Genomic DNA, 26,699 nt, shown 5'->3' on the forward strand with positions numbered 1-26,699 from the left:
TATATTATTAAATTAAAGGTAATTTCACTGTGAATATACTTCCTTCTCCTTTTTCACTTTCTACAAATACTGTTCCATGATGTTTTTCTACAATTTCTTTTACGTAAGCTAAGCCTAAACCATGGCCTTTAACATCATGAATGTTTCCTTTCTGCTCTCTATAAAATTTATCAAAAACTTGTTTTTGCACTGTTTTACTCATACCAATACCGTTGTCTTTTATCTTAAAAACCAAAAATTTATTGGTACTTTCTGTATAAACGTTTATTATTGGTGCTCCGTTAGAATATTTTATAGCATTTTCTAGCATATTTACAACAACGTTAGTTAAGTGAAATTGGTTTCCTGGAAATTCAGAAACCACTGCTTTAAAATGCACATTTATTTTTCCTTTTCTATCTTGTGCAAGCAAACTCACATGAGAAATTGCATCTTCTATAATGTCGTGTAAATCTATAGTTTCCTTACTTAAATCTATTTGATTTTTTTCTAATCTAGATATTCTTAAAACGTTTTCTACTTGAGAATGCATTCTTTTATTTTCGTCCTTAATCATTTGAATATAGCGCAAAACCTTTTCATTATCTCCCAATATTTTAGGGTTTCTAATGGAGTCTATAGCTAAATTTATAGTAGCTATAGGTGTTTTAAATTCATGCGTCATATTATTAATAAAATCTGTCTTAATTTCAGAAATTTTCTTTTGTCTAATTAATTGGTATAAAGAACTAGAAAAAGCCACAATAATTATAAATATAAAAAATAATGATAGCAAAAGAATACTTGAAATACCAGACAATATCAATTCATTTTTACCAGGAAAAGTAACGTATAAATCGTAACCTACAATGGCACCTTGTGCATCATAAAACAACGGATATTTATAAGAATCTTTTGTATTAATTGTGTAATAACCAGATTTTAGTTTAGTAGCCAAACCTTCTTTGGTATAAACACCATACTTAAAATCTAAATGTATATTTTTCTTAGAAAGTTCATCTTTAATTGTATTATTTAACTCTGTATTACTAACTCTTTGATGAATTGGTTTTCTAGAATTATAATCTTTAAAGATTTCTGTAATTTGAATTTCTTCTAAATTTAAAAAGTCTTTTGTAAACGAATATCTAGTCTCATCAGATGAAGAAAACAAACCATCAATACCTGTATTAATTTTTGCTTTAAAATAATCTTTTTTCCCTGTGAATCTTTTAAATATAATAGAATCGTTATCTAAAAATTCTGTAGGTAAATTAAAATTTTCTTCTAAAAATGTAGATCCGTATGTAAATTTTTGCTGTGTAGTGGTATCTATTTCTTGAATTAAAAATTGCTTAATTTCTGCACTATCAGGATTTCCTTTTTTATTGATAAAATTTCTAACCTTAGTTCTAAAAACTGTAGTTTCTTTCTCATTAATTCTTTCTGCAGCTCTTCCTAAAGATTTTAAAACATCATTCTCAAACTGTTCTTGCTTACTTTCTAAAGCATTGTTAATCCAATATAGTTGTACGGCTATTATTCCTATCAAAGAAATAGTCATTAAAACAACAATAAGAATAAACATTTTTTTACGCATAATCAAAGTTACTACATTCAAAAATTGAAATTGCGTTTTTTAACCTAAATTAACGGATAAAATGAAATTTTAAGTGTTTTTTAACAAAAAGACTAAATTTATATAAATTTAAGCTCTTCTTTTTGTTAAAATTTTATGGATACTATTTACTTGTGTTTTTGTATCTTCTAATACAGTATTGGTAATTAAATAATTAGATAAAAGTGTTTTTTTTGCATCTTGCCATTGGTTATTAATGCGTGCCAGCACTTTTTTTCTAGAAGTATTATCTCTTGCTATAACACGTTTAATTCTGCTTTCTAAATCTAAACAAACAGAAATTACCACATCAAACTGATCTTGAGAATTACTTTCAAAAAGAATAGCACTTTCATAGATGATGTAGGCTTTATTTTTATTTTGGGTTACAAATATTTTAAAATGCTTTTTAACCTCTGGGTGCACAATGGCGTTTAGCTGTTTTAATTTTTGTTTGTCTTTAAAAACTATGGCACTTATAAAGTCTCTATTTAAAACGTTATTGACATAGGCTTTTTCTCCAAAAAGTGCAATTAGTTCAGTTTTTATGGTTTGGGAGTTTGCCATTAATTTTTTAGCCTCTTTATCTGCAATATAAACAGCTACATTATTAAATGCTTTAAAAAAATTTGCTACGGTTGATTTTCCACTACCAATGCCACCTGTTAAACCTACAACCATTTTATTTTTCTATTAAAAAATCTACCTTGTTTGGCGTTATTTTATAACTTTTTACCAAATTAGATTTATAAACTAACTGAGGTACAAAATAACTGGCATTATTTTTTTTTGCTAATGCATAATCGCAAACAATCTGAAAAGAATTTTGATTGATTTTGTTAAAATGTTTTAAACTTACAATAAAAGAAACAGAAACCTTTTTTGTGAGCGTGTTAACTGTTGTATTTTCGGGTACATTAACAAGTTTATAAGGTACTTCTAAATTACCTTCTGTAAAATTTTCTACTATACCAGTTATCTGAACTTTATCTTTACCTAATTTTAAATTATTAACTTTTTTAGATTTTTTTATACCTACATCTGCTTTAAAATTTGCCATTACATTATCTAAAGTTAACGGCAAAAGTTCTAAATATTTTAACTTTTGTATATAGGTTTCTGGGCCATAAACTAAAATACTATCTGGTGCTATATTTATGGGTGCTGCTAAATCATAACCTAAATGATATTTGATATTTAGATTTGCTTTTACCGGTACTTTTTTGGTAACTAAACTTCCCAAATCTAAAAACAAAGTGTCTTGTGCAATTTCTAAAAGCTCTAAACCTTTTGGCAGTTGCTTTTTTAATTTATTTTGTTGGTTTTTAGTTAGCACATAATAGGTAGTTCCTACTTTTCTATCAACAATATTTGCGTTAATTTTTAAAATTTTGGCATTAATTCTAGTTTTTAGTATTTTAAAACCAGAGGCCTTAACAAGCAAATCAATATCTTTTCTGGGTTTTGTTTGTAAAATTTTATCTTGGGCTATACCTACATATTTTAATGGAAAATTTATTGTAATAACATATTCTTTAGAAAGTGTTATTAAAAGCCAAATGGCTATAGCTGCAAATAAAAAGCCAATAAAAGTCTTGGATATTTTCCTTTTTGATTTCAAAACATTGTTTTTATATGATGCAATCTACGCAAAACGCGTTTATAAAAAAAGTGAGTTTTATCTAAAAAGATAAAACTCACTCTTTATAAAAACTTTATAAAGTCTTATTTTTTTGCTGGCGTAGTATACTTTTTACTTAATTCCATAGATATTGCAGAACGTTCAAATTTAATTCTACCTGCTCCTGTTTCTATGGTAATTGTGTTATCTGTAGTGTTCACCTCGGTAATTTTACCATGCATACCACTAGAAGTAACCACTTTAACTCCTGTTTTAATTTCTGCTTGAAAAGCTTTTTCTTTTTTCTGACGCGTCATTTGTGGTCTTATCATAAAAAAATATAAAACCAAAATCATTGCTGCAAAAGGCAACATACTCATTAAACTTCCAGCGCCTGATTGTAATATTATTGTATAAAACATCTAATTTATTTTGCTTTCGGAGTTACCATTCCTTTTAGAGTTAAAATTTCTCTACCAGATGCTGTATTGGTTACTAAAGTTATGTTTTTTTGTTGTCTGTTTTTCTTACCGTTTGTATTAAATCTTACTTCTATATCTTTAGTTTCTCCTGGTTTTATAGGTGCTTTAGGCCAAACAGGTACTGTACAACCACAAGTAACTTTTGCATCTGTAATTACCAAATCTGTTTTACCAGAATTTGTTACTTTAAATGTAGTTTCTACAATTTCTCCTTCAGTAACTGTACCAAAATCATATTCTTTTTTATCTACAGAAATAGAGGCCACACCTTTTTCAATTTCTGCATCTCTAGATTTTGCCGTTTCTACATTTTCTTTATTAATTTTTGTTGACGCATTACTAGCATCTCCACAAGAAACCATAAATAAAGTTGTAGCTACTAAAGCTATTGATAATGTTATATTTTTCATTGTATAAAAGTTTTATTTTTGTAAAAATAATAAATATTTTTTGGTTTAAAAAAAATTAGATTAAGCCTCTACCTATTTTAACTATTTTTTTGTTTGCTATAAATTCTTTTGAAATTTTATCTAAAACTCCGTTTATAAAATAACTACTTTTTGTAGTTGAATAATCTTTAGAAATTTCTATATACTCATTAATAGTTACTCTTGTTGGTATAGATGCAAAGTTTATAAATTCTGTAATTGCCATTTTAATCAAAATCATATCAATATCTGCAATTCTATCTGTTTCCCAATTTGGGGTTTTCTCTTCGATATCTTTCTCGTAATCGGCTTGTTTTAAAACCGTTTTTCTAAACAGATTCCCTACAAAATCTTCATCATCTTTATCTTTATAAAGCGCACCTACAGTAAATATTTTATTTTCTTTTTGCTTACTTAAAGATTTAGAAACCCAAGTATTTATAAAAGGAATATCATCTACCCAAGAAATTAAAGCATCCTCATAATAATCTGCCAATTTTTCATTTGGCGCTATAATTTGTTTAAAAAAGTTTACTACAAATTCTTTGTCTTCTTTAAATGAATCTTCTGAAGATGCTAAATATTTTTTGTACAAATCGCTTTTTTGCAATTCATCAAAAATAATTTTCACATACTCATCATTTTCTTGCCAATTGTCTAATTTATTCAATTCTACATAACCTTCTACACTTACACTTTCTGCAATTGCATTAATTAAACGGTTCTGAATAAATTTAGTATTAGGTGCTAAATCTTCTTCTGTAGCTAAAATTTTCTTCTTAGAAAGCGCTATTTTTTTTGAAGCTAATTTTTGAACTTCAACCAATAATAAAAGATTTAAAACATACAGATCTAACATTTTTAAAATACTATGTTTTAAAAACTTTTCTTCTCTAACAATATCATCATTATGAGATTGCGTCATTGCATAAACAGACTGCATTACTTTAACTCTAATATGTCTTCTATTAATCATTACTAAAAACTTTAATTTTTTGCTTTAATTTTGGTCTAATTAACACTGCAAAAGTAGTATTAATTTAATTCTAAATATATAGTAAATTCATTTCTTTTTTTCATTTTTTTTAACCTTTCAAAAAGGCAAATAAGCTCCTTTTTTATTTTTATTGATGTATCTTCGTCGCACACAAAAAACGTATCTAGAAACAAACTATTGAAGGCTTTAAAATACATTAACAAATACTTTGTAAAATACAAGTGGCGTATTTTAATTGGACTTTTTATTACCATTTTATCTAAACTGCTAGCACTTAAAGTGCCGCAAATTGTTGGCGATTCTTTAAATATTGTTGAAGATTATGTAAATGGTACAGAAACCAATTTAACCTTTGTAAAACAAGAATTATTAAACAATGTACTTGTAATTGTAGGTGTTGCTTTACTTGCTGGTTTTTTTACTTTTTTAATGAGGCAAACCATTATTGTAACTTCTCGTTTAATAGAGTTCGATTTAAAAAATGAAATTTATCAACAATACCAAAGACTCTCTTTAAATTTTTACAAAAAAAATAGAACGGGAGATTTAATGAATAGAATTTCTGAAGATGTTTCTAAAGTAAGAATGTATGTTGGACCTGCTGTAATGTATACTATGAACATGCTGGTTTTAATTGCTGTTGGTTTTACTCAAATGATAAATATTGATGTAAAACTTACCTTATATACACTTTTACCTTTTCCTGTTTTATCTATTTCTATTTTTCTTTTAAGCAAAGTAATTCATAAAAGAAGCAGTATTGTACAAGAATATTTGTCTAAATTAACAACATTTAATCAAGAGTTTTTCTCAGGAATAAGCGTTGTAAAATCGTATGGTATAGAAAACCAAATTATTAAAGATTTTGATGCTATTGCAGATGAAAGCAAGCAAAAAAACATTCATTTACAACAAGCAAATGCTTTATTTTTTCCTTTAATGATTTTATTAATTGGTTTAAGCAATTTAATTGTAGTTTATATAGGTGGTAAATTATATATAAATAATGAAATTCAAATAGGAACCATTATAGAATTTATGTTGTACGTAAATATTTTAACCTGGCCAGTAGCTGTTATTGGTTGGGTAACTTCTATGATACAACAAGCAGAGGCATCTCAATTAAGAATTAATGAGTTTTTAAATGAAGTTCCAGAAATTAAAAACAACACAAACAAACCAACACATATAATAGGTAAAGTTACCTTTAAAAACGTAACTTTTACGTATGATGACACCAATATTACCGCTTTAAAAAACATTTCTTTTACAGCAAAAGCTGGTGAAACAATAGCAATTTTAGGAAAAACAGGTTCTGGAAAATCTACTATAATTGAATTAATTGTTCGTTTATACGATACTAAAAAAGGTGTTATTTTAATTGATGATAAACCTATTGAAAATGCAAATTTAGATAGCATAAGAGATCAAATTGGTTTTGTACCACAAGACCCTTTTTTGTTTTCTGAAAGTATAGGCAATAATATTAAGTTTGGTAAAGAAGATGCAACTGAACAAGAAATAATACAAGCTGCTAAAAATGCGGTTGTACATAATAATATTATAGATTTTCCTAAAGGATATGATACCGTTTTGGGCGAAAGAGGTGTAACACTTTCTGGTGGCCAAAAACAGCGCGTTTCTATTGCTAGAGCAATTATAAAAAAGCCTAAAATATTAATTTTTGACGATTGTTTATCTGCTGTAGATACAGAAACAGAAGAACAAATTTTAGCAAATTTAAAACAAGTTTCTAAAGATAAAACCACTTTTATTATAAGCCATAGAGTATCTTCTGCTAAAAATGCAGATAAAATATTAGTACTTGATAATGGAAATATTATTCAGGAAGGCTCTCATAATCAGCTTATAACAGAAAAAGGATATTATAAAGATTTGTATGAACAACAACTTTTAGAAAAAGAAAATTAATCTTTAACATTGCCAAGTAAATTATTTTGTTAGATTTGTTACTTCAATTATTTAATTATTATTTACAAATAACATGGCAGAGAGAGTTGAACAAGAAGAAATTTTTTCGCAGGTATTAAGAGCCGGAAGAAGAACCTATTTTTTTGATGTAAGAGCAACAAAGGCAAATGATTATTATTTGACTGTTACAGAAAGTAAAAAATTTACACATGATGATGGTACTTTTCATTATCAAAAACACAAAATTTATTTGTATAAAGAAGATTTTACAGATTTTCATGAAATGCTAAAAAAGGCAACAGACTATATTATTACAGAAAAAGGAGATGAAGTAATTAGTGAACGCCACCAAAAAGACTTTAAAAAAGAAGAGCCTAAAACAGATACAGCAGAACCAAAATCTGCAGAAAGTTTTACAGACGTTTCTTTTGATGATATTTAACTGTTCCTTAAAACAGTATTGTAATATGTAATTACAAAAAATTTCAATTCAAATTCAATTTACACTTAATTAAAAAAACCATAAATTTACTATTTATGGTTTTTTTTACTTTTAAAACAACATAGGTTTGTAATTACAAAACTTGCTTCATGGTTAATGCCTTAGAAACAGTTTCTTCCCACTCTTTTGCTGCATTGCTATCTTTTGTAATGCCACCACCAACATAAATTGTAGCCTTTTGATTTTCTATGCGCATGCACCTTAAATTTACAAATAGTTGACTATTTTTAGTTTCTGAATTTGAACTGTTTAAATTTAATTCTCCTAAAAAACCAGTATAAAAAGTACGTTTATAATTTTCATTATTTACAATAAAATCATTAGCCAAATCTCTAGGCAAACCGCAAACTGCAGGTGTTGGGTGTAATGCTCTAATCAACGTTTCTAAATTAGAATTCTCTTTTAAAACACCTGTAACTTTTGTTTTTAAATGCAATAAGTTGCCTGCTCTAACAGTTTCTGTTTTATCTACATGCAGTTCTTTGCCAATATCTTTTAACTGGTTTTCTATAAAATCTGTTACCAATTGCTGCTCTTCCAATTCTTTGGATTTCCAAATAGTACGCTGTATACTTTCATTTGAATTGTAAAGCTGTGTACCTGCCAAAGACATTGTTTTAAACGTATTACCTTTAGTAAATAACAATGTTTCTGGCGTAGCACCAAACCATAACCCCACTTTTGGATGATACCAAACATAAACAAAAGCATTTGTATAGGTAGCCAATAATCTTTTGTAAATTTCTACAACAGCTACTTCAGATAAATTAACAATTTCTTCTCTAGAAATTACTACTTTTTGTAATAGAGAATTTTTAATTGTATCAATTGCTTTTTCTACAATGCTTATATGTTTTACTTTATTACCTTTTGCAGATATACTGTTTGTGTTTTTGTAAAACTCCTGCTCTAGCGCTAGTTTTTCTGAAATACGCAAAGCATTTTTTATAGGAAAAAAAACTGCTTTTTCTTCTTTTGTAAATGGAGCAAACACAAAACCTTGCTCTTTAAAATTATGAATAAATTTTAAAATATCATCTTGCATAAAAATACCAGAAACTTCTTTTTTATTAGGCTTTCTATAAGCCACAAATGGAAGTTTATTTTGGTAATGTTGAGCTATTTTTGGGAGTAAACTATTCAATAGAAAAATTATTTTTTTGGAAGATCTAAAACAATATTAGTCATTTTTGCTACAGAAATTAATTGATCATTTTCATCTACAATGGTAACCTCCCACAAGTGTGTGCTTTTACCTTTATGAATATTTTTTGCAGTAGCAAATACAACACCTTCTTTTTTACTTTTAATATGATTAATAGAAAGCTGTATGCCGTTTACAAATTGATTTTTACGATCAATAAAAAAATTAGATGCTGCACTGCCAACACTTTCTGCTAAAGCTGCAGTGGCACCACCATGCAACTGCCCATAAGGTTGATGCACTTTATTGTTTACCGGCATTTTTGCCGTTAAAAAACCGTCACCCACATTAATATATTCTATATCAAGAGTTTCCATTAGCGTGTTTTTAGAATGCTCATTAAATTTTTTTAAAATGATAGTTTTATCCATATCTAATTATTTATTATGTAAAAATACATATAAAAAATTGTATTTTTGTTGCAGAAAAGTTAAACCATTCTATGTACAAAATACGCGTAATTTTAGATACCAAAACAGACGTAATTCGAACTATTTTAGTTGAAGACTCCTTTAACTTAGAAGACTTACATTTTACCATTGCCAAATCTTTTGGCTTTGTTGGGCAAGAGATGGCATCATTTTACAAAACCGATGAAGAATGGATACAAGGTGAAGAGATTCCGCTTTTTAATATGGCTGAAGCGGGTGAAGGTCTTTCTATGCAAACCTGTAAATTGGTAGAAACTTTACCAGAAGAAAACAGTAAACTTATTTATGTTTACGATTTTTTAAAAATGTGGACTTTTTATGTGGAAGTAATTGAAATTTCTAATGCAACCAAAGCAGATTTACCTGCTATTATTTTAACGGTTGGTGAAATTCCTGAAGAAGCACCTGATAAAACATTTGTAGCAGAAAACCCAGAACAATTATTTGGAGATGAAGGTGATATTGATGATGATTTTGGGCACTTTGATGATGATTTTGATTTTAACGAGTATTAAACTTATAGGAAATATAGGCAACAAAAAATCTTATTAAAACAATAAAAGAACGACAACTTAACCGTTGTCGTTCTCTCGTGAGGGACTTTAATTATATCAACTTATTTGATATCCTCTAACTTTCTTATTCTAGATAAATCTGTTGCAATTTTGTTTTTTTGCTGGGTTAAAAGAGTTGCCGTTGTTTTTGGTAAAGTACTTTCCGTTAAAACTTCATTATAATCTTCTATTGAGGTTTTTTCTCCCCTAATTGCTTCTTGCAGCATAGCCTCTTCATTATCAGAAGAAAAAAGTGCTTTTACATCCATCCAATTTCTATGTGCATTGGCTAATAAACTTCCTTCTTCTGTTGCAGCTGCATTAAAAAGATTTAATTCTTTCTTTAGTTCTTTACTAAACTGCTCTCTTTCTTGTGCTCTTTCTTTAAAATATGCTTTTAAAGGCAAACTCTCTGTATGTTCCGCTGCTTTATTAAAGCCTTTTTCTGCATCATAAGTTCTTGTTAATAAGTTATTTAATTTACTTTCTATTGCTATTGGAAAATTTTGCATTCAGTTGTTTTTTAATGAGTAATTATTTTTTTTCTGATGTCAATTACATTTCATCTTTTGAAAATTTAATTTAAAAACGAAGTTTTAAAGCGTTTCAATTTAAATTTAACCTTATTCTTTTTCAGCAATGTATTATACTATTTCTCTAAAGGCAAGAACACATCTTCTACAGTAATCGTTAAATTATCTGTATTTTCTGTATCAAATTCATACGTTCCTTCATTGGTAATTAGCTTTGTTTCATCAGAACTTGTTACAATAGACGCTCCATTTGAATTCAGTTTATAGTTCATTTTTTTGTTAAAATCTTTTAGAAAAGACATGTTTAATTCTTTATCGTAAATTTTATCGTTATTTGTATCCATTAAAATTACTTTCGCTACAGTAACAGGAGATTCTATAATGGTTTGATTTAATTTAAATCGATCTTTTTTGTTAAGAATAATTGGTTGCGTTTCTGTAACAATTGTTTTTACCTTCATAACCTCACCATCTGGCTTCATGTAGGTTTCATAAGAAATTGTTTCTTTAATATTTTTTAAGCTTTGGGCATTTAAAGAAAATGTTGTTGCGAATACAAATACTGTTATTTTAAATAAATTTTTCATAATGTTTCTGTGTTTTACTGTGTTCCTATTTATTTTAATTATTATTTTTATTTGTTTAATACAAAGGTCTTAATTATTGCTAGGTTATACGTTATACAATTTTTAGAGAATCTTATATAATTTAAAAAGCAAGTTTTAATGCAACCCTTTACAAACACTACAAATTTAAGCAGGTAACTTATATATTCTATTACAGAATTTTTATTGAATTTTATATAATTTAAAAGGCCACTAAAATTATTGAAAAAAAAAAAAAAATGGCAACTATAACGTTGCCATTTGTATACATATTTTATGTATTAAAAATATTGTTTTAACCATTATTTTCAATGGTAAATAAAATCGAAGTATTTTTTTAGACTGCCAAATCATCTTCTATAAGAATTGCCTTATCATCTAATTTTCTTGCTAAAAGTGCAAAACCAAACGTTAAAACCCCAACACGACCAATGAACATTAAAATAATAATTAAAAATTTACCCACATTGCTTAAATCTCCAGTAATACCTCTACTTAAACCCACTGTTCCTAAAGAAGAGGCAACTTCAAAAAGAATATCTTCATAACTTGCGTTTTCACTATAAGTCATTAAAAAACTAAATAAAAAAATGAGAACTGTGTATAAAATAAAGGTAGAAGTGGCAACATAAAGTCTTTCAAAAGGAATTTTTCTATTTAAAAACGTTATTTTCTTTTGTCCTAAAACCCTACTCTTTAAAACTGAAATCATAGCGGTTAATGTAGTTATTTTCATTCCACCTGCTGTACCAGATGGAGAAGCACCAACGTACATTAAAAAAATAACTAATAACATTGTTGGTAAAGATAAGTTACTTGTTGCTATTGTGTTAAAACCAACAGTTGTCATAGCAGACATGGTTTGAAAAAATGATTTCATTAAAACATTTTGACCAGTTTCATTTACTAAAGGTTCTGTAAAATATGTTACAGCAGTACCCAAAGTAAGTAACACAATAAAACCGTAAATAACAATTTTTGATGTGAAAGATAACTTGTTAGATTTTCTAGAAATACGATACCACAAATCTGTAATTACTATAAAACCTAAAGAACCTGCAATGGCTAAAACAGCTATAATTGTATTTATAAAAGTATGATCTTGAAAGTTTTCGAAACTATTGTTAAGTAAACCAAAACCTGCTGTACAAAAAGCAGATACACTATGAAAAACACTATACCACAATGCTTCTAGTGTTTGCATACCCGTGTCTTTAAAGGCTATGTAAAAACAAATTGCGCCTAAAGTTTCCATAACAATGGTAAATAATATTACACTTTTTAAAAAATCGTTTATTTTGATGGTTTTTGGCATTGTAAATTCTGCCCCAATAATTTTTTTATGCCAATGTGTAATTTTTTTTGTTGTAAATAACAAAAAATATGTGGTTAGCGTCATATAACCAATTCCTCCTATTTGAAATAAAAGCATCACAATAAACTGCCCAAAAAAGGTATAAGAATCTATAATACTAATGGTAACTAAACCCGTTGTAGAAATTGCCGATGTAGAAATAAAAAGATTATCTATAAATGATATTTCTACTTTATGAAATATTGGAAGTGATAATAATAAAAAACCTATTATCGTATAAAGAAAAAAGCCCCAAACTAAATTCATTTGTGGAGATTTACTTAACTGAAATTTTTTATACCAAATTAAAAATCTATGAATGCTATTGTTTTTCATTAGTTTGAGTTTCTATATAGTGATTAACTTATTTTACACAACAAAATTAGAATAGTACACTTCATTTTAAATTACATAATTTTTAAAAAAGCTTACAAAATTTTAATTATTACATTAGTTACAATTGTTTTTAAGTAAAAAAACCTCAATATAAATTAAGGTTTGTTTGTATAATTTAATTCTGATATATTATTGTATACTACTTACAATGAGGTTTTATTGAATTGGCATTTCACTTAACATTAATTCTTCATCTGTGTTATGACTCCATGCATTTAACATCCAACTTTCTTTTTCTAATTCGTTTATAAAGCTTCCCATCATATCCATAGTACCTTCATCTTCAATTTTACTTGCCGCTTGCATAACATTACCCATTTGACTTAAAATTTGTTTATGATTTTCTAATATTGAGGTAATCATTTTAGCATCATCCAAAGAAATTTCTTCTTCTTTAATATTACTAATTTCTAAATATTGGCTTGCCTTACTAATTGGGTGATATTTTAATGTTAAAATACGTTCTGCAACATCATCTATTTTTGTGCGCGCATCATTGTATAAGTTTTCAAACTTTTGGTGCAATTCAAAGAAATTTTTTCCTAGAATATTCCAATGAAAAGTTCTTAAGTTTTGATAATATAAGTGATAATCTGCTAATAATATGTTTAACTGATTTACTACTGGTTTTACTTTATTTTGATCTATATTTAAATAATTCATTTTTTTAATTTTTAAGGTTATACTTCTTGTTGTTGTGGAAAATATTTATCCAACTGATTCCCAAAATCTAAGGTTCTAATTGGAAAAGGAATTCCAATTCCTTCTTTATCATATGCTTTTTTGATAAGCATAATTGCTTCACTTTTTGCTTTAGCAACTTCTAAGGCAGATGAGGAGTTAATCCAAAAACGGATTTCATAAGTTATGGCACTATTACCAAAACCTCTGTATAAAAACAATACATCTTCTGGTGTTTCTGGAACATCAAAATTATCTATAATAATTTGTGTAGTTAATTCTTTTACTTTTTCTAAATTAGAACCATATGCTACGCCATTTTCTAAAATTACTCTTGATTTTTCTGTTGCAGAAAAGTTTTTAATAGGGTTTTCAATTACCAATTTATTTGGTATATACACTAAGTTATTATCTTTTTGCCTTAATGTTAGCGCTCTAAAATCTACATCTACAATTGCACCTTCATATCCATTGGTTTTAATCCAATCGCCATTTTTTACATTTTTAATGTAAGAAAGAACAACCCCAGAAAAAGTATTTGTTAATGCCCCTTGTAGTGCCAAACCAACTGCTAAACCTGCAACACCAGCACCTGCTAAAATTGTTTTTAAGGTTTTGTCTAAATCTAAAATTCCTAAAATTAAAAACAAACCTATAGCAACAATTACCATTGCAATTGCTCTTCCTAGCACCCTTCTCATAGAAATTTGTATGCTAGTTTTTCTAAGTAATTTTTGCAATAATTTGCTAAAATATTTAGCAATTAATAGCGTAAATAAAAATACAACAATAGCTATTATTATGTTGGGTATGTTAAGTATAAAAGTATCTAGCCAAGTATTTAACTTTACATACATTTCTTGAAAAGCTTCATTAAAATCTGCTGTATTAATTGTCATATTTAAATTTATCTATTTTTTTGGGGTTACTATTTTTTTTGTGAAATATTGGGTTAAGACTCCTAAAACTAAATTTAATAACGTGTTAGATTTACTTAATTTAAGTTTTTTAAGTAATACACCAGATAATACAGTAAGTATTGGTTTGGTATAATCTAATTCTTTAAAAAGATTTTGAATAGTTGAAGAAACTATGTTAGAAAAACTAAAATCTGTTACCGTATTTTGGTAATCAACTATTACATCTTCTGCTAAATACCGTTGCTTATTTTTTAAGATATAAATCTGTTGATGTAGTTCTTCTTTTGTTGTTGGCTTAGTGTTCATTTTCATTAAATTTGTTGTTTACAATAATTTCTCGTTCTCTATTTAATTCTGTAATTATTAAATTACTTATTAGCGTAACGATTAATTTTTTTCTAAATAGATAAAATAAAATCCCAAATAATAAATACATACCAGCAACTACAATAAACCCTAATGCATATGAACCAAATTTATTGGCAAAATAAAAGCCAAACCCTAGATTAAGAAAAAGCAAAAACATAGAAAAAATAAGTATTAAAACAGTTTTACTAATAACATTAGAAATAATATCTGCCGTAAAATCTATAGCTTGTAGTTTATATAATTCTAAACTAGTTTCTACATAATTTTTTGTTTTAGAAAATAAATTTTCTAATTTTTCTCCTACGTTTTGCATCTTATTCTTTTTAGGCTATTTCTTTTTTTACTTTAGAAAGCTCTTTTTTACTTTTATCTATAATTTCTGAACTTGCCTTTTTAACAACATCATATTTTTTAGATAAGTTTTCTAAAACAGCTTCTACATTTTCAACTACATCTTCTTTAGTTTCCTTTGCTTTTCCTGCAATTTTTTCTCTTGTTTTTTCTCCTTTATCTGGTGCCAATAAAATTCCTGCTATTCCTCCTACTATTGCTCCTCCTAAAATTCCTAAAATTGTGTTTTGTTTACTCATAATTTGTTTTTATTATTAATTATTATTTAATTTTTACTATTTACCTCTTATTAATCTAAGCAAAATTGCAATTGCTGCGAATACTAATAATACATGCACAATACCTTTTGTGTTGTATACAAAAAAGCCAAATGCCCAACCTATTACTAATATTACAGCTACTAAGTATAAAATATTTTTCATGTTTCTTATCTTTTAATTTGACTTACTTTAGTAGCTTTAAAGTGTTAAACGTTGTATCTATATTCCCTTTTAATTTTTGAATACTTTCTTCTGCTACTAACGTAATGTCTTTATTATCCGACTTTTCTAAAAGAGAATCTAAAACTTCTTTTTGTATGTCTAAATTTTCTTTAATTTGATGAATTAAGATTTTTCTGACATTTTCCTCTCTAGAAAGATCATTCTTTAAGGGCTTTATTTTTGTTGAATTGGCAACTAGTATCATATTTTCTTTTGCTATATTCTGCAAGTTCTCTAAAATTTCTAGCTGCTCTTTTTTAATTTTTTTTGCTACTGTTATAATTTCTGAATTCAAGTTGGTATCTTCTACCTGATTGCATAATTCTATAATATTTAAATTTTTTTGAGTTGCTTTAGATAATAAAGATGCTTCTATTTTATCGTTGATAATGCTTTCTCTCAAAACATCTTTTTCTTCTTTTTTTACGATAATTAAATCACAAGAAACAAATAGCATTGCCGCAATTAGAATGTATATATTTTTCAAAATTTTAATTATTTTTTGTTTTGTTTTACAAAGTTGCAAAGAATTACATGCATTTGTCTTACATCATTTTTACAAATAATTACACAATTTTAAGTTGATTTTTTTTTTACTTAAATAGGTTTTTGTAATTACACTTCAAAGATGCAACAGGATTGCATTATTTGTGTTACAACATTTTTATATATTGTTACATAATTTTAATATTTAAAAATTTTGGATATAAAAAAAACGCTATTAACTAAGTTAATAACGCTTTTTAATAAATGCGATTTAAGAAATTATGCTGGTAAAAACACAGTAAAATTAGCGCCTTGGTTTGGCGTTCCATTTGCGAAAATAAAACCACTATGATTGTCTGTTATTTTTTTACAAATAGACAAACCTATTCCTGTTCCAGAATATTCGTTTTTATTATGTAATCTGCTAAATAATTCAAATATTTTTTCGGTGTACTGTGCATCAAAACCAATACCATTATCTTTGAAAACAAAACAATGGTATTTTTTATGTGTTCCATTTTTTAGTCTAAAATCATTATTTTTAGCTACTAGTTCGTAAGATATCTTTATTTGCGGACGCTTATCTATTGCCTTATATTTTAAGGAATTACTTAGTAAATTTGTAAACAATTGCTCAATTTGAAATGGAATTACTTTTACTTTAGGTAAAATATCTGCTGTAATTATTGCATTTTCTTTGGTTATAATTTCAGACAGCTCTTGTTTTGCGTCTTCTAACAACTCATTTAAATCTTTAACAACAAGAATTTCGTCAGATTTATTTGTTCTAGAAAACTGCAATAAATCATCAATTAAATTACGCATTCTTTTTGCAGAAAAATTTATACGTTCCATGTATTTTTTTCCAGATTCAGAAAAATTATCTGATTCTTTATCTTCTAATCGAGATAAAAACGTTTGTATTTTTCTTAAAGGTTCTTGCAAATCATGACTGGCAACATAATTAAAGGCTTGTAATTCTTTATTGTTTAATTCCAGCTCTTTATTTCTTGTTTCTAAAGTGTTCGCATAATCAATTTCATCTGTAATATCTGTAGTAGTGCCAATTAATTGTTCTTTACCTTCTAAATTACTAATACTTTTTCCGTAAGCTTTTAAATATTTAATGTTACCATTTTTATGCACTACTCTGTAATTTATAAAAGGTAAATCTTTTTCAATTTTCATTTGAGCAACTTGCTCTTCTAACTTTTTACGATCTTCTGGATGTACATAGCTATTAAAGTTAGCTATTGTAGCTTTAAAAGCATTTGGTTTTTCTCCTAATAATCTGTACAAATTATCTGAAAAATAAAATTTATCATCTTCAACATTCCACCTCCAACTACCATGTTTATTTATAATTTCTGCTTGATTTGTAGCTTCTTTAAAGGTTTCTAATTGTTGATTTGTTTTGCGCAGTTTGTCTAAATCTGAACTTATTTTTGCATAAGCTATGTATAACAATACTAAAGTTAATATGATTAAACCATATAAAAATATTGGTGTAAATTTTATAGTGTTTTCATAACTTTCTTTACGTTCTGCCAAAAGATTATTTTCTAAAGCTAACATGCCATTTAGTTTCTTTCGAATTGCATCCATATATGCTTTACCTTCAAAAAAAACTTGTTTAAACTTTTCTACATCTGTTTGATCTCTTAACGCCATTTTACTGGCTACTTCAAAATTATGCAAGCGTGCTTCAATTAAACCATTTAAATCTTTTAAACTTTGTTGATGTTTGGAATTCTTTTTTGTTAATGCTTTTAATTCTGCAAAAGTGTTATTAATTTTACTTCTACTTTTAAAAAAAGGCTCTAAATACAAAGAATCTTGCGTAATTATAAAGCCTCTCTGCCCAGTTTCTGCATCTTTTAAATAAGATAAAATTTGCTCTAACTCTACATTTAATTTATACGTTTGTATAACTTCTTGTTGTGTTTTAGATAACTCAGATATATGCTTGTAAGTTACCCCAGTAATAAACAAGATTACAAAAAGACTTACCACAAATATAATTTTTACAAACCAAGATTTTTTGTAATTCTGTTTCATACTTAAAGTCTTAAAAGAAAGTTGTTTTTGTTAAGACCATTGGCTTGGTATTGCCAATTTGTAGTTACTACATTGTTTAATATTTTTTTTAGTTTTTTAAAACTATCTGGTTTTTTTATATAAATATTTGCTCCTTTTACAAAAGTATCTTCTATATCTTCTTCAGAGGCAGATGTAGAATAAATAGCAATAACCATATTTTTAAAGCGAGAATTTGCTTTTATTTCATGCAAACACTCTTTACCAGATTTCCTTGGCATATTTAAATCTAAAAAAAGAATTTCTGGAATAACAGCATCTTCACTTAACAAATATTCCATTAAATAAGCACCATCATTATAAGTACTAACCTTAGTTGTAATTTTTAACTCATCAAAAGCATCTGTAAAAAAAAGTCTATCATCCTCATCATCATCTGCCAAAATAATATGTGTGTAATCTTTTGCCATAAGTATTAATTATTTAGTAATTTTCTTTTTGCTATAATTCTTTGAAAGGCAGATGGTGTAATGCCTGTTGTATTTTTAAATTGAGTGCTTAAGTGTGCTACACTAGAATAATTTAATTTAAACGCAATTTCTGTTAAGCTTAAATTTTCATTTAAAATTAAATGTTTGGTATATTCTATTTTTTGCAAAATGATAAAATTTTCTATGGAAGTGTAGGTAACTTCAGAAAATAAGCTTGCCAAATAATGATAACTGTGTTCTAATTTTTCGGATAAATAAACGGAACTTTTAGTTTGAATTTCTGTATCTAAATTATAAATCATATCTATAATTGTATCTTTAATTTTTTGAACTAAAATGGTTTTTTGATCCTCTACAATTTCTATATCATAAGCATCTAAAGCTTCACTAAACATTTTTTTTTGTTCTGATGATAAGGGCTCTAAAAAATCTACTTCACCAAAATTAGCGATATTGTATTTAAGACCTAATTTATTTAATTGTTCTGTTAAAACAGCGGAACAAACCTTATTAAAATTAAATTTTACAAAAATTTTCATTACTACATATTTTCAGTAAATTTAATTTTAATCTTCTTAAGAAGGTAATTTTATCTCTATTTATTTTTGCTTCTAATCAGTTTCCATTTTTTTAATCTCGCTCTAGCTGTACTTTTTAAAAACTTATCTTCTGGTTCACCTATTAAAAAACCTAATGCCTTATGATCTTTAGAATTATCAAACAAAACTTTTAAAGTTGCTGTTATTGGCAAAGCTACAACCATACCAGAAACGCCCCAAAGCATTGCAAAAACAATAAGACTTACTATAGCAATAAATGCATTAACACTAACTCCAGCGCCTATTACTTTGGGCGTAATAAAATACCCTTCTATAAACTGAATGGCTGCAAACATTGAGATAACACCAACAGCATACCAATAAGAATCTTTAGTTGCCAAAGCTACAACTGCTGGTAAAATAGAGCCAATAAAAACACCAACATAGGGTATAATAATTAAAAACGCACCAAAAAAACCGAAGAAAATAGCATTATTAATTCCTAAAATTAACAAACCAATACTATTAAGTGTACCTACAATTAAAATTACCTTTATTAATCCTAAAAGATAATTTCTTTGCACATTGTAAATCTTACTTATTATTGAGTTTAAGAAACTTTTGGTTTCATTTTTAAATAGTTTGTAACTAAAATTCCTAAAAAATCTTCTGTAATATAAAAAGAAAAACATGTAAATAGGTATTAAAACTAAATCGGTCATTAAAGTTCCCCAACCCGCTATAAAAGAAGACAATTTATCAAAATTACCTTTTATTAATGCGCCAAAATTTATTTCATCATTTAATAAAGATGCATTTCTTTTTACACCCATTATATCCTCAAAAAAAAGAATTGTTCTTGTATATAAATCATCTAATTTAGAAATGTAAACTTCACTATTATCAACAAAAAAATACAATTGCGTACCAATAACAAAAAGTAAAATGGTAGTAATTACAAAAATTATAATTATAGAAATAATGGTTGCTAAAAGTCTGTTGCATTTCATTTTCTTTTCTAATTTTTTCTGTATTGGAAAAATCATTATTGCAAAAATAATAGCTAAAACCAGTGGCACTATTAAAGATTTTAAGATAAATAAAATAAAAACAGTTGCTATTAATGTTATTAGAGAAGATAATTTGTTTGATTTCAAGTGTGTATTCATTTGTTTTATTGGCAGATTAGTGCAACAAAGTTAACTGCAACAACAATATTTTTTGTTACATAATTTTCTTAATTATTTATACAATTTTTAATCTTTATAAATGCAGCTATTTAACGTAACAAAATTGCAAAGTAATCGTCTTACTTAAATAACTAACTAAAATATTTTCTTTGGAAACCATCTTATCGCTTAAAAACTTAGACAAAAAATATGGTGCTGTACATGCTGTAAATAATCTTTCTTTTGATATTCAAAAAGGTAATGTTTATGGTATTTTAGGTCCTAATGGTAGTGGAAAATCTACTACTTTAGGTATTATTTTAAATGTTGTAAATAAAACTTCTGGAAATTTTTCTTGGTTTAACGGAAAATTATCTACGCATGAAGCCTTAAAAAAAGTAGGTGCAATTATAGAACGACCTAATTTTTACCCGTACATGACTGCCGTTCAAAATTTAAAATTGATTTGTACCATAAAAGACATATCAACAGAAAAAATAGAAGAAAAGCTAAAAACAGTAAATCTTTTTGATAGAAGAAATAGTAAATTTAAAACTTACTCTTTAGGTATGAAACAGCGTTTGGCAATAGCATCTGCATTGCTAAATGATCCTGAAATTTTAATTTTAGATGAACCTACAAACGGATTAGACCCACAAGGAATACATGAAATTAGACAAATAATACAAAAAATTGCAAGCACAGGAACAACAATATTATTAGCTTCTCATTTATTAGATGAAGTAGAGAAAGTTTGTTCTCATGTAATTGTTATTAGAAATGGCGTAAAACTTTACAGTGGTAGTGTTGATGAAATGACGGCATCAAACGGTTTTTTTGAATTAAAAGTAGCAGAAAATGAAAGTAACTTGCTGTCTGTTTTAAATAATCATCCTTCAATTTTAAAAGTAAACAAAGAACAAGAAACTATTATCGCAACTTTAAAAGAAGATATTACTGCAACAGAAATAAATAGTTTTTTATTTAATAAAGGCTTTATTTTAAGCCATTTAGTAAAACGAAAACCTAGTTTAGAACAAAAGTTTTTAGATTTAACAACTATCAATTAAAATTTTTTAGCCTTTGTTTTAGTACAACTGCCAACCTTTTAAAAACACAAGTACCATGTTACGATTATTAACTATAGAGTTTCATAAATTAAAATACAATAGCGCTAGTAAAGTTTTAACTTTAATATATTTTGGGTTATTAACTTGTATTGCCTTAATTGCTGCCATAAGATTTGATATTGGCCCTATAAAATTCCATTTAGCAGAAATGGGTATTTTTAATTTTCCTTACATATGGCATTTTAACACCTATATAGCTTCTATTTTAAAATTCTTTTTGTTGTTAGTTATTGTTTCTATGATGGCGAATGAATATAGTTACAAAACACTAAAACAAAATCTAATAGACGGTCTAAGTAAAAAAGAGTTTATACTTTCTAAATTTTATACGGTTATTGCTTTTGCTGCTATTTCTACAATTTTTGTTTTTTTGGTTTCGCTAATTTTAGGTTTATGCTATTCAGATTATACAGAATTTGGTATTATAACATCTGGCTTGCAATATTTATTTGCTTTTTTTCTAAAACTAGTTTGTTTTTTCTCAATGGGCTTATTTTTTGGAATATTAATTAAAAGATCTGCCTTTGCCGTTGGCGCAATAGTAGTTTGGTTTATTGCTGAAAATATTTTTAGAGGCTATTTATACTGGAGTTATAAAAATGAAGAAAGTACATCTGAAATAGTTGCTCAAATTATGCAATTTTTACCTTTAGAAGCCATGTCTAATTTAATAAAAGAACCAGGATCTAAACTAGGCGCTGTGAAAACTTTTGCTAACCAAATGGGAGAAACTTTTACAAAAAGTTATGCCGTAGACTTTTCTACCATTCTTATTGTTGCTGTCTGGACATTTATCTTTGTTTATTTATCTTTTACATTGTTAAAAAAGCGAGATTTATAGTGCTTTTTAAATATATTTGAGGCTTGTAATTGAAATGCCATCAAATGAAGAATTTCTTGCCCTTAATAGTAGTGTTTATTGCGTTAAATGTATTTGCTCAAAAAGAAGCTAATTTCTGGTATTTTGGTAATGGCGCAGCTTTAGATTTTAATTCTGGTTCTCCCATACCCGTTTCTGGTAGTCAATTAAATACTTTAGAAGGTTGTTCTTCTTTTTCAGACGCTAATGGTAATTTATTATTTTATGTTGGCGCGCCTACAAATGATGATAGTTTAAGAACTTCTAGAAATCTTACAATTTGGGATAAAAACAACAACCCAATGCCAAATGCTACAGGATTAAAAGGAGATTCTTCAAGCTCTCAATCTGCTTTAACAGTGCCAGCTCCTGGTAAACCTAATATTTATTATTTATTTACTGTAGGTACAACAGCCACAGGAAACGCTCCTTTTCCAGGAACGCCTGGTTTTTTTTATTACGAAATTGATATGTCTTTAAACAACGGTTTAGGAGACATTAATACAAGTATTGGAGATGCAGGCGCAATAAATTTATCTAGCGGAAAAGATAATTTATGGTCAGAAAAAGTAACAGCTGTAAGGGCTGCTGCTTGTAATAGCTTTTGGGTGATTTCCATGGCTCAAGGAACAGCAGCTTCTGGAAATAATGAATTTTATGCCTACAAAGTAAATGAAAGTGGTGTAGATGTTTTAAACCCAGTAATTAGTGTTATCCCTAATTTTAGTACAGATGATCAAAGAGGTTATTTAAAAGTTTCTCCAGACGGAAGCAAATTAGTAGCAGCAAATATGAGCTCAGGCACTTTTATTTTTGATTTTGATGCAACTACAGGTTTGGTTTCTAATTTAAATGGAAGCAATCAAGTAAGCAGATTAGATACTTTTGGTTCTGGTTCTGCAGATGGTTATGGTGTTGAGTTTTCAATAACTAGTAATGTGCTTTATATATCAACTGGTTTTTTTAACAATGAAAGTTCAAATGCAAACTTGTATCAATACGATCTTAAACAAGCATCTATTGAAGAAATTAATAACTCTAGAGAACTTATAATGAGTTATAGAAACTCTAGAGCTGCTTTACAGTTAGGTCCAGATGGTAAAATATATTGGTCTGCCAACAATTCTAACAATATTAGTGTAATTAACAGACCAGATGAATTGGGTGAAAACTGCGATTACAGTCACCTTTCTGTACCAGTAGGAGCAACAGTTACTGCAAGTCAAGGTCTTCCTCCCTTTTTATCATCTTTATTATTACCAATAGAAGTTACAGATAATGATAGTGATACAGTAATTAATAATCAAGATTTAAGTTTTTGTGCGGGTTCTAATAAAACCATTGTACCAGAAGTATTATCTGGCACAGATATTAGCTATGAATGGTTTTTTAATGATGGTACTACAAGAAACACAGTTACAACAAACCCAAATTTAGTTTTTACTAATTTAGCAAATGCAGACTCAGGTACTTATACATTAGAAGTAAATTTAACAGATGAATGTGGAAATATTACTAGGTTTGAAGCTAATTTTGCAATAACTGTATTTGAAGCTGCAAATGCCACAAAACCAGAAGATATTATTTTTTGTGATACAGATAACGATGGTTTTAATACATTTGATTTACAAGCAACTAAATCTATTGAAATTAGAAATGGTTTAGACGCTGGGGTTTTTGATGTTTTATATTTTGACAATCTAACAGATGCAAATTCTGGAGAAAATGCCTTACCTAATCCATACACAAATCAAAATCCTTTTAGCTCACAAACTATCTATGCTAGAATACAAAATATTTTTGTACCAGATGTTTGTTTTGATATTACAGAATTTGAATTGGCTGTAACAGGACTTCCCACTCCTACCCAACCAGAACCTTATAGAATTTGTGATGATATAGAAAGTAGCAGCGATACAGATGGCATTATTAATACTTTTTTACTCAATACAAAAGATACTGAAATTTTAGGAACTTTAAGTAATACACAAAACAACGTTAGTTATCATACCACGCAAATTGGCGCCATAAATAATGATGCAAGTACAATAATTGATAAAAACAATGACTACACAGTAACCAATTCAGAAACTGTTTTTATAAGAGTAGAAAATGTAGACAATTCAGCTTGTTTTAATGCTAATCTTACCTTAGAATTAATTGTAGATCCTTTACCTGTATTACTTCCTAACCCTATTTTACAACATTGTGTGGCTACTGGTACTGCAAACCCAACTGTTAATTTAACTTTGGCAGAACCAAATATTTCTAACACAACAAATGTTACTTTTCAATATTTTACAGATGCAGCAGGTACCAATCAAATAACAGCTATTACTTCTTACCCAGTGCAGACTAATCTTACACAATCTGTATTTGTTAGCGTTACAACAAATCAAAATTGTGCTAGAGATCTTGTAGAATTACAAATTAACGTAGGTGAAGAGTCAGATAGTCCTTATGCAGATTTACAAACACCTGCTTGTGACGATTTTTTACAAGCAGATGGCACAAACGGACCAAACAATAATGATACAGATAACATTACAACTTTTATGTTAGATAAAAACACTATAGATGCTAACATATTTAATGGTGCAATGATTACAAATCGTAATAATCTCGAAATTTTATATTTTGAAAATAATTTAGATAGAAACAACTCTTTAAACCAAATTGATATTACCAATTATAGAAACAATCTTTCTAAAATTGATATTACCACAAATGCAAACGGAATTCGTTTTCCTATATATTATAAAATTTTAAGTACTATAAACAATAATTGCCAAGGTTTAGGCCAATTTTTCTTACAAATTAACACTGTACCAACTGCAGAAATTGTTCCCGATTTAGAATTATGTGATGATAACGAAGATGGAATGAACACCAATGGAATTGTACAAAACTTTAATTTAGAAAATAAAACTACAGATATTTTAGGGACACAAAATGATACCGATTTTAAAGTAACTTATCATCTAACGGCTACAGATGCCAATACTGGTAATGCTCCTATTCTTTCTCCTTTTGCTAATACAATTGCCAATTCTCAAGAAATATTTGTTAGGGTTACTAATAATGTTACAGGTTGTTATACCAGTCAAACTTCTTTTAATGTAATTGTAAATCCTGTTCCTGTCGCTAATTTTGTACCAGATTTAGAAGTTTGTGATGACAATTCTGATGGTTCTGCAAGAAATGGGTTTTCTCAATCTATTGATTTAGAAGCACAAACAACTACTATTTTAGGAACTCAAGATCTTGCAAATCACACTGTAACCTACCATAGAAGTTTAGCAGATGCACAAAGTGGTAATTTGCCTTTAATGTCTCCTTATACTAATCTAGCACCAAACAGAGAAACTATTTTTGTGCGTATTGTAAATAATACAACAGGCTGTGCAAATGGTATTTCTAATTTTGATGTTTTAGTAAATCCAGAACCTACTTTTAATCCTGTTTCTAATCTTTCTTTTTGTGATGATGCTGTTGATGGCGATGATGCAAACGGAATTATTCAAAACATAGATTTAGACAGTCAAATTCCTGCGCTTTTAGGAAACGCCCAAGATCCAGATGATTTTATTGTTACCTTTCATAATTCATCTGCAAATGCATCTTCTGGTGCTGATGCTATTTTATCTCCTTATACAAACACCTCATCCACAGAAACCATTTTTGTAAGAATTCAAAATAAAGCAACTTTTTGTGTAAATGATGATGCTACTTTTGATGTTATTGTAAATCCTTTGCCAAATTTTAATGTAACATCGCCACAAATTGTTTGTTTAAATAATACTCCTTTACCTATTTCTGCAGAAAATCCTTCAGAAATTTACACTTATGAATGGAAAGATATGGCTGGAAACGTTGTAGGAAATTCTCAAACGCTAGATGTTGTTGTTGGCGGAAATTACACAGTTACTGCAACAACCACAAACGGCACCGATTGTTCTAGAACAGAAATTATTTCTGTAAACGAATCAAACCCTGCTATTTTATTACCAGAATTTGTAACCGTTGTAGATGAAGGAAATAATATTGGTTCAGAAAATAATTTATCGGTAAATATAGATATTATCAACAATAATTTAGGCATAGGAGATTATCAATTTGCTTTAAGAAACGATGATGAAAATACCACAACACTTTTTCAAGACGAACCTATTTTTGAAAACTTAGCAGGTGGAATTTATACCATTATTGTAAATGATAAAAATGGTTGTTCGCCAGATACTACTTTACAAATATCTGTTTTACAGTTTCCTAAATTCTTTACGCCTAATGGCGATGGTGTAAATGATACTTGGGTAGTAAAAGGTGCCAACAAAGCATTTTATCCAAATAGTAGTATAAATATCTTTAATAGATTTGGTAAGTTGGTAGCACAAATTCCGCTAGAATCTGGTGGCTGGAATGGTACTTTTAATGGAAAACTACTATCTTCTGATGATTATTGGTATAACATCACCTTAATTCCTGCAGATACTAGCAAACCTACAATTCATAAAAAAGGTAATTTTTCCTTATTAAGAAGAAGGTAAAA

28 protein-coding genes are annotated in these 26,699 nt (G+C 27.7%); 6 read left to right on the plus strand and 22 right to left on the minus strand.

The window, feature by feature from the left end:
• Positions 1–7: 7 nt before the first annotated feature.
• The 6 genes from Q0762_RS05530 to nusB form a co-directional block, all read right to left on the minus strand.
• Positions 8–1,567, minus strand: coding sequence for a HAMP domain-containing sensor histidine kinase (locus Q0762_RS05530; RefSeq protein ID WP_366940984.1), 1,560 nt, complete (start codon positions 1,565–1,567; stop codon positions 8–10).
• Positions 1,568–1,687: 120 nt separating this feature from the next.
• Positions 1,688–2,278 carry a dephospho-CoA kinase gene (gene coaE / locus Q0762_RS05535; protein WP_298764595.1) on the minus strand — a complete coding sequence of 197 codons (591 nt, stop codon included), beginning with the start codon at positions 2,276–2,278 and terminating at the stop codon, positions 1,688–1,690.
• A 1-nt stretch (position 2,279) separates the two neighbouring features.
• Entirely contained in the window at positions 2,280–3,218 is a 939-nt protein-coding gene (locus Q0762_RS05540) for a hypothetical protein (RefSeq protein WP_298764598.1), read from the minus strand.
• A 104-nt stretch (positions 3,219–3,322) separates the two neighbouring features.
• Complete coding sequence (gene yajC / locus Q0762_RS05545; RefSeq protein WP_298764601.1) at positions 3,323–3,640, minus strand: preprotein translocase subunit YajC; 318 nt, start codon at positions 3,638–3,640, stop codon at positions 3,323–3,325.
• A 5-nt stretch (positions 3,641–3,645) separates the two neighbouring features.
• Positions 3,646–4,110, minus strand: coding sequence for a DUF1573 domain-containing protein (locus tag Q0762_RS05550; protein ID WP_298764603.1), 465 nt, complete (start codon positions 4,108–4,110; stop codon positions 3,646–3,648).
• A gap of 55 nt (positions 4,111–4,165) precedes the next feature.
• Positions 4,166–5,104, minus strand: coding sequence for a transcription antitermination factor NusB (gene nusB, locus Q0762_RS05555; protein ID WP_298764607.1), 939 nt, complete (start codon positions 5,102–5,104; stop codon positions 4,166–4,168).
• Positions 5,105–5,302: 198 nt separating this feature from the next.
• Between nusB and Q0762_RS05560 the strand changes: the two genes are divergently transcribed.
• Both Q0762_RS05560 and Q0762_RS05565 read left to right on the plus strand, forming a co-directional pair.
• A complete protein-coding gene (locus Q0762_RS05560; RefSeq protein ID WP_298764609.1) occupies positions 5,303–7,057 on the plus strand; it encodes an ABC transporter ATP-binding protein in 1,755 nt (584 codons plus the stop codon).
• Positions 7,058–7,130: 73 nt separating this feature from the next.
• Positions 7,131–7,499, plus strand: coding sequence for a PUR family DNA/RNA-binding protein (locus Q0762_RS05565; protein ID WP_298764612.1), 369 nt, complete (start codon positions 7,131–7,133; stop codon positions 7,497–7,499).
• 133 nt (positions 7,500–7,632) lie between these two features.
• Here Q0762_RS05565 and Q0762_RS05570 read toward each other — a convergent pair whose 3' ends face one another.
• Positions 7,633–8,703, minus strand: a complete 1,071-nt coding sequence (locus Q0762_RS05570) for a chorismate-binding protein (protein ID WP_298764613.1) — start codon at positions 8,701–8,703, stop codon at positions 7,633–7,635.
• Positions 8,704–8,711: 8 nt separating this feature from the next.
• On the minus strand, positions 8,712–9,134 hold the full coding sequence (locus tag Q0762_RS05575; RefSeq protein WP_298764616.1) for a PaaI family thioesterase: 423 nt from the start codon (positions 9,132–9,134) through the stop codon (positions 8,712–8,714).
• Positions 9,135–9,205: 71 nt separating this feature from the next.
• Between Q0762_RS05575 and Q0762_RS05580 the strand changes: the two genes are divergently transcribed.
• Complete coding sequence (locus Q0762_RS05580; protein WP_298764618.1) at positions 9,206–9,709, plus strand: hypothetical protein; 504 nt, start codon at positions 9,206–9,208, stop codon at positions 9,707–9,709.
• A 101-nt stretch (positions 9,710–9,810) separates the two neighbouring features.
• On the opposite strand, the gene Q0762_RS05585 is transcribed toward Q0762_RS05580, so the two are convergent.
• The 14 genes from Q0762_RS05585 to Q0762_RS05650 all read right to left on the minus strand — a co-directional run bounded on the left by Q0762_RS05585 (position 9,811) and on the right by Q0762_RS05650 (position 20,161).
• The gene (locus tag Q0762_RS05585; RefSeq protein WP_298764620.1) at positions 9,811–10,260 is read right to left on the minus strand and encodes a PA2169 family four-helix-bundle protein; all 450 of its coding nucleotides are present in this window, start codon (positions 10,258–10,260) and stop codon (positions 9,811–9,813) included.
• Between the two features lie 137 nt (positions 10,261–10,397).
• On the minus strand, positions 10,398–10,868 hold the full coding sequence (locus Q0762_RS05590) for a hypothetical protein (RefSeq protein WP_298764624.1): 471 nt from the start codon (positions 10,866–10,868) through the stop codon (positions 10,398–10,400).
• A 355-nt stretch (positions 10,869–11,223) separates the two neighbouring features.
• On the minus strand, positions 11,224–12,576 hold the full coding sequence (locus Q0762_RS05595; protein WP_298764625.1) for a potassium transporter TrkG: 1,353 nt from the start codon (positions 12,574–12,576) through the stop codon (positions 11,224–11,226).
• Positions 12,577–12,792: 216 nt separating this feature from the next.
• Positions 12,793–13,299 carry a Dps family protein gene (locus Q0762_RS05600; protein ID WP_298764626.1) on the minus strand — a complete coding sequence of 169 codons (507 nt, stop codon included), beginning with the start codon at positions 13,297–13,299 and terminating at the stop codon, positions 12,793–12,795.
• A 17-nt stretch (positions 13,300–13,316) separates the two neighbouring features.
• The gene (locus tag Q0762_RS05605) at positions 13,317–14,216 is read right to left on the minus strand and encodes a mechanosensitive ion channel family protein (RefSeq protein WP_298764628.1); all 900 of its coding nucleotides are present in this window, start codon (positions 14,214–14,216) and stop codon (positions 13,317–13,319) included.
• A 12-nt stretch (positions 14,217–14,228) separates the two neighbouring features.
• A complete protein-coding gene (locus Q0762_RS05610; RefSeq protein WP_298764630.1) occupies positions 14,229–14,549 on the minus strand; it encodes a hypothetical protein in 321 nt (106 codons plus the stop codon).
• The gene (locus Q0762_RS05615) at positions 14,533–14,919 is read right to left on the minus strand and encodes a hypothetical protein (RefSeq protein WP_298764633.1); all 387 of its coding nucleotides are present in this window, start codon (positions 14,917–14,919) and stop codon (positions 14,533–14,535) included. The genes Q0762_RS05610 and Q0762_RS05615 overlap by 17 nt, the downstream gene beginning before the upstream one ends.
• A gap of 10 nt (positions 14,920–14,929) precedes the next feature.
• The gene (locus tag Q0762_RS05620) at positions 14,930–15,196 is read right to left on the minus strand and encodes a YtxH domain-containing protein (RefSeq protein WP_298764636.1); all 267 of its coding nucleotides are present in this window, start codon (positions 15,194–15,196) and stop codon (positions 14,930–14,932) included.
• A 36-nt stretch (positions 15,197–15,232) separates the two neighbouring features.
• Entirely contained in the window at positions 15,233–15,379 is a 147-nt protein-coding gene (locus tag Q0762_RS05625; protein WP_298764637.1) for a lmo0937 family membrane protein, read from the minus strand.
• A 22-nt stretch (positions 15,380–15,401) separates the two neighbouring features.
• Positions 15,402–15,926 (minus strand): hypothetical protein, encoded by a 525-nt coding sequence (locus tag Q0762_RS05630; protein ID WP_298764640.1) that lies wholly within the window; start codon positions 15,924–15,926, stop codon positions 15,402–15,404.
• 278 nt (positions 15,927–16,204) lie between these two features.
• Positions 16,205–17,983, minus strand: coding sequence for a CHASE3 domain-containing protein (locus Q0762_RS05635; RefSeq protein WP_298764642.1), 1,779 nt, complete (start codon positions 17,981–17,983; stop codon positions 16,205–16,207).
• 2 nt (positions 17,984–17,985) lie between these two features.
• A complete protein-coding gene (locus Q0762_RS05640; RefSeq protein ID WP_298764644.1) occupies positions 17,986–18,432 on the minus strand; it encodes a response regulator in 447 nt (148 codons plus the stop codon).
• A gap of 5 nt (positions 18,433–18,437) precedes the next feature.
• Complete coding sequence (locus Q0762_RS05645) at positions 18,438–18,992, minus strand: AraC family transcriptional regulator (RefSeq protein ID WP_298764646.1); 555 nt, start codon at positions 18,990–18,992, stop codon at positions 18,438–18,440.
• Between the two features lie 56 nt (positions 18,993–19,048).
• Positions 19,049–20,161: an AI-2E family transporter gene (locus Q0762_RS05650; RefSeq protein WP_298764650.1), complete on the minus strand. Its 1,113-nt coding sequence runs from the start codon at positions 20,159–20,161 to the stop codon at positions 19,049–19,051.
• Between the two features lie 170 nt (positions 20,162–20,331).
• Here Q0762_RS05650 and Q0762_RS05655 point away from each other — a divergent pair, with 170 nt between their 5' ends.
• From Q0762_RS05655 to Q0762_RS05665, 3 genes are read left to right on the plus strand one after another with little or no spacing between them, the layout of a single operon-like run.
• Positions 20,332–21,231, plus strand: a complete 900-nt coding sequence (locus Q0762_RS05655) for an ATP-binding cassette domain-containing protein (RefSeq protein ID WP_298764653.1) — start codon at positions 20,332–20,334, stop codon at positions 21,229–21,231.
• A gap of 55 nt (positions 21,232–21,286) precedes the next feature.
• Complete coding sequence (locus Q0762_RS05660; RefSeq protein WP_298764655.1) at positions 21,287–22,132, plus strand: ABC transporter permease subunit; 846 nt, start codon at positions 21,287–21,289, stop codon at positions 22,130–22,132.
• A gap of 44 nt (positions 22,133–22,176) precedes the next feature.
• Positions 22,177–26,697: a T9SS type B sorting domain-containing protein gene (locus tag Q0762_RS05665; RefSeq protein ID WP_298764658.1), complete on the plus strand. Its 4,521-nt coding sequence runs from the start codon at positions 22,177–22,179 to the stop codon at positions 26,695–26,697.
• Positions 26,698–26,699 lie beyond the last annotated feature (2 nt).

The sequence above is a fragment of the uncultured Polaribacter sp. genome, from assembly GCF_947495205.1.
Lineage (GTDB): Bacteria > Bacteroidota > Bacteroidia > Flavobacteriales > Flavobacteriaceae > Polaribacter.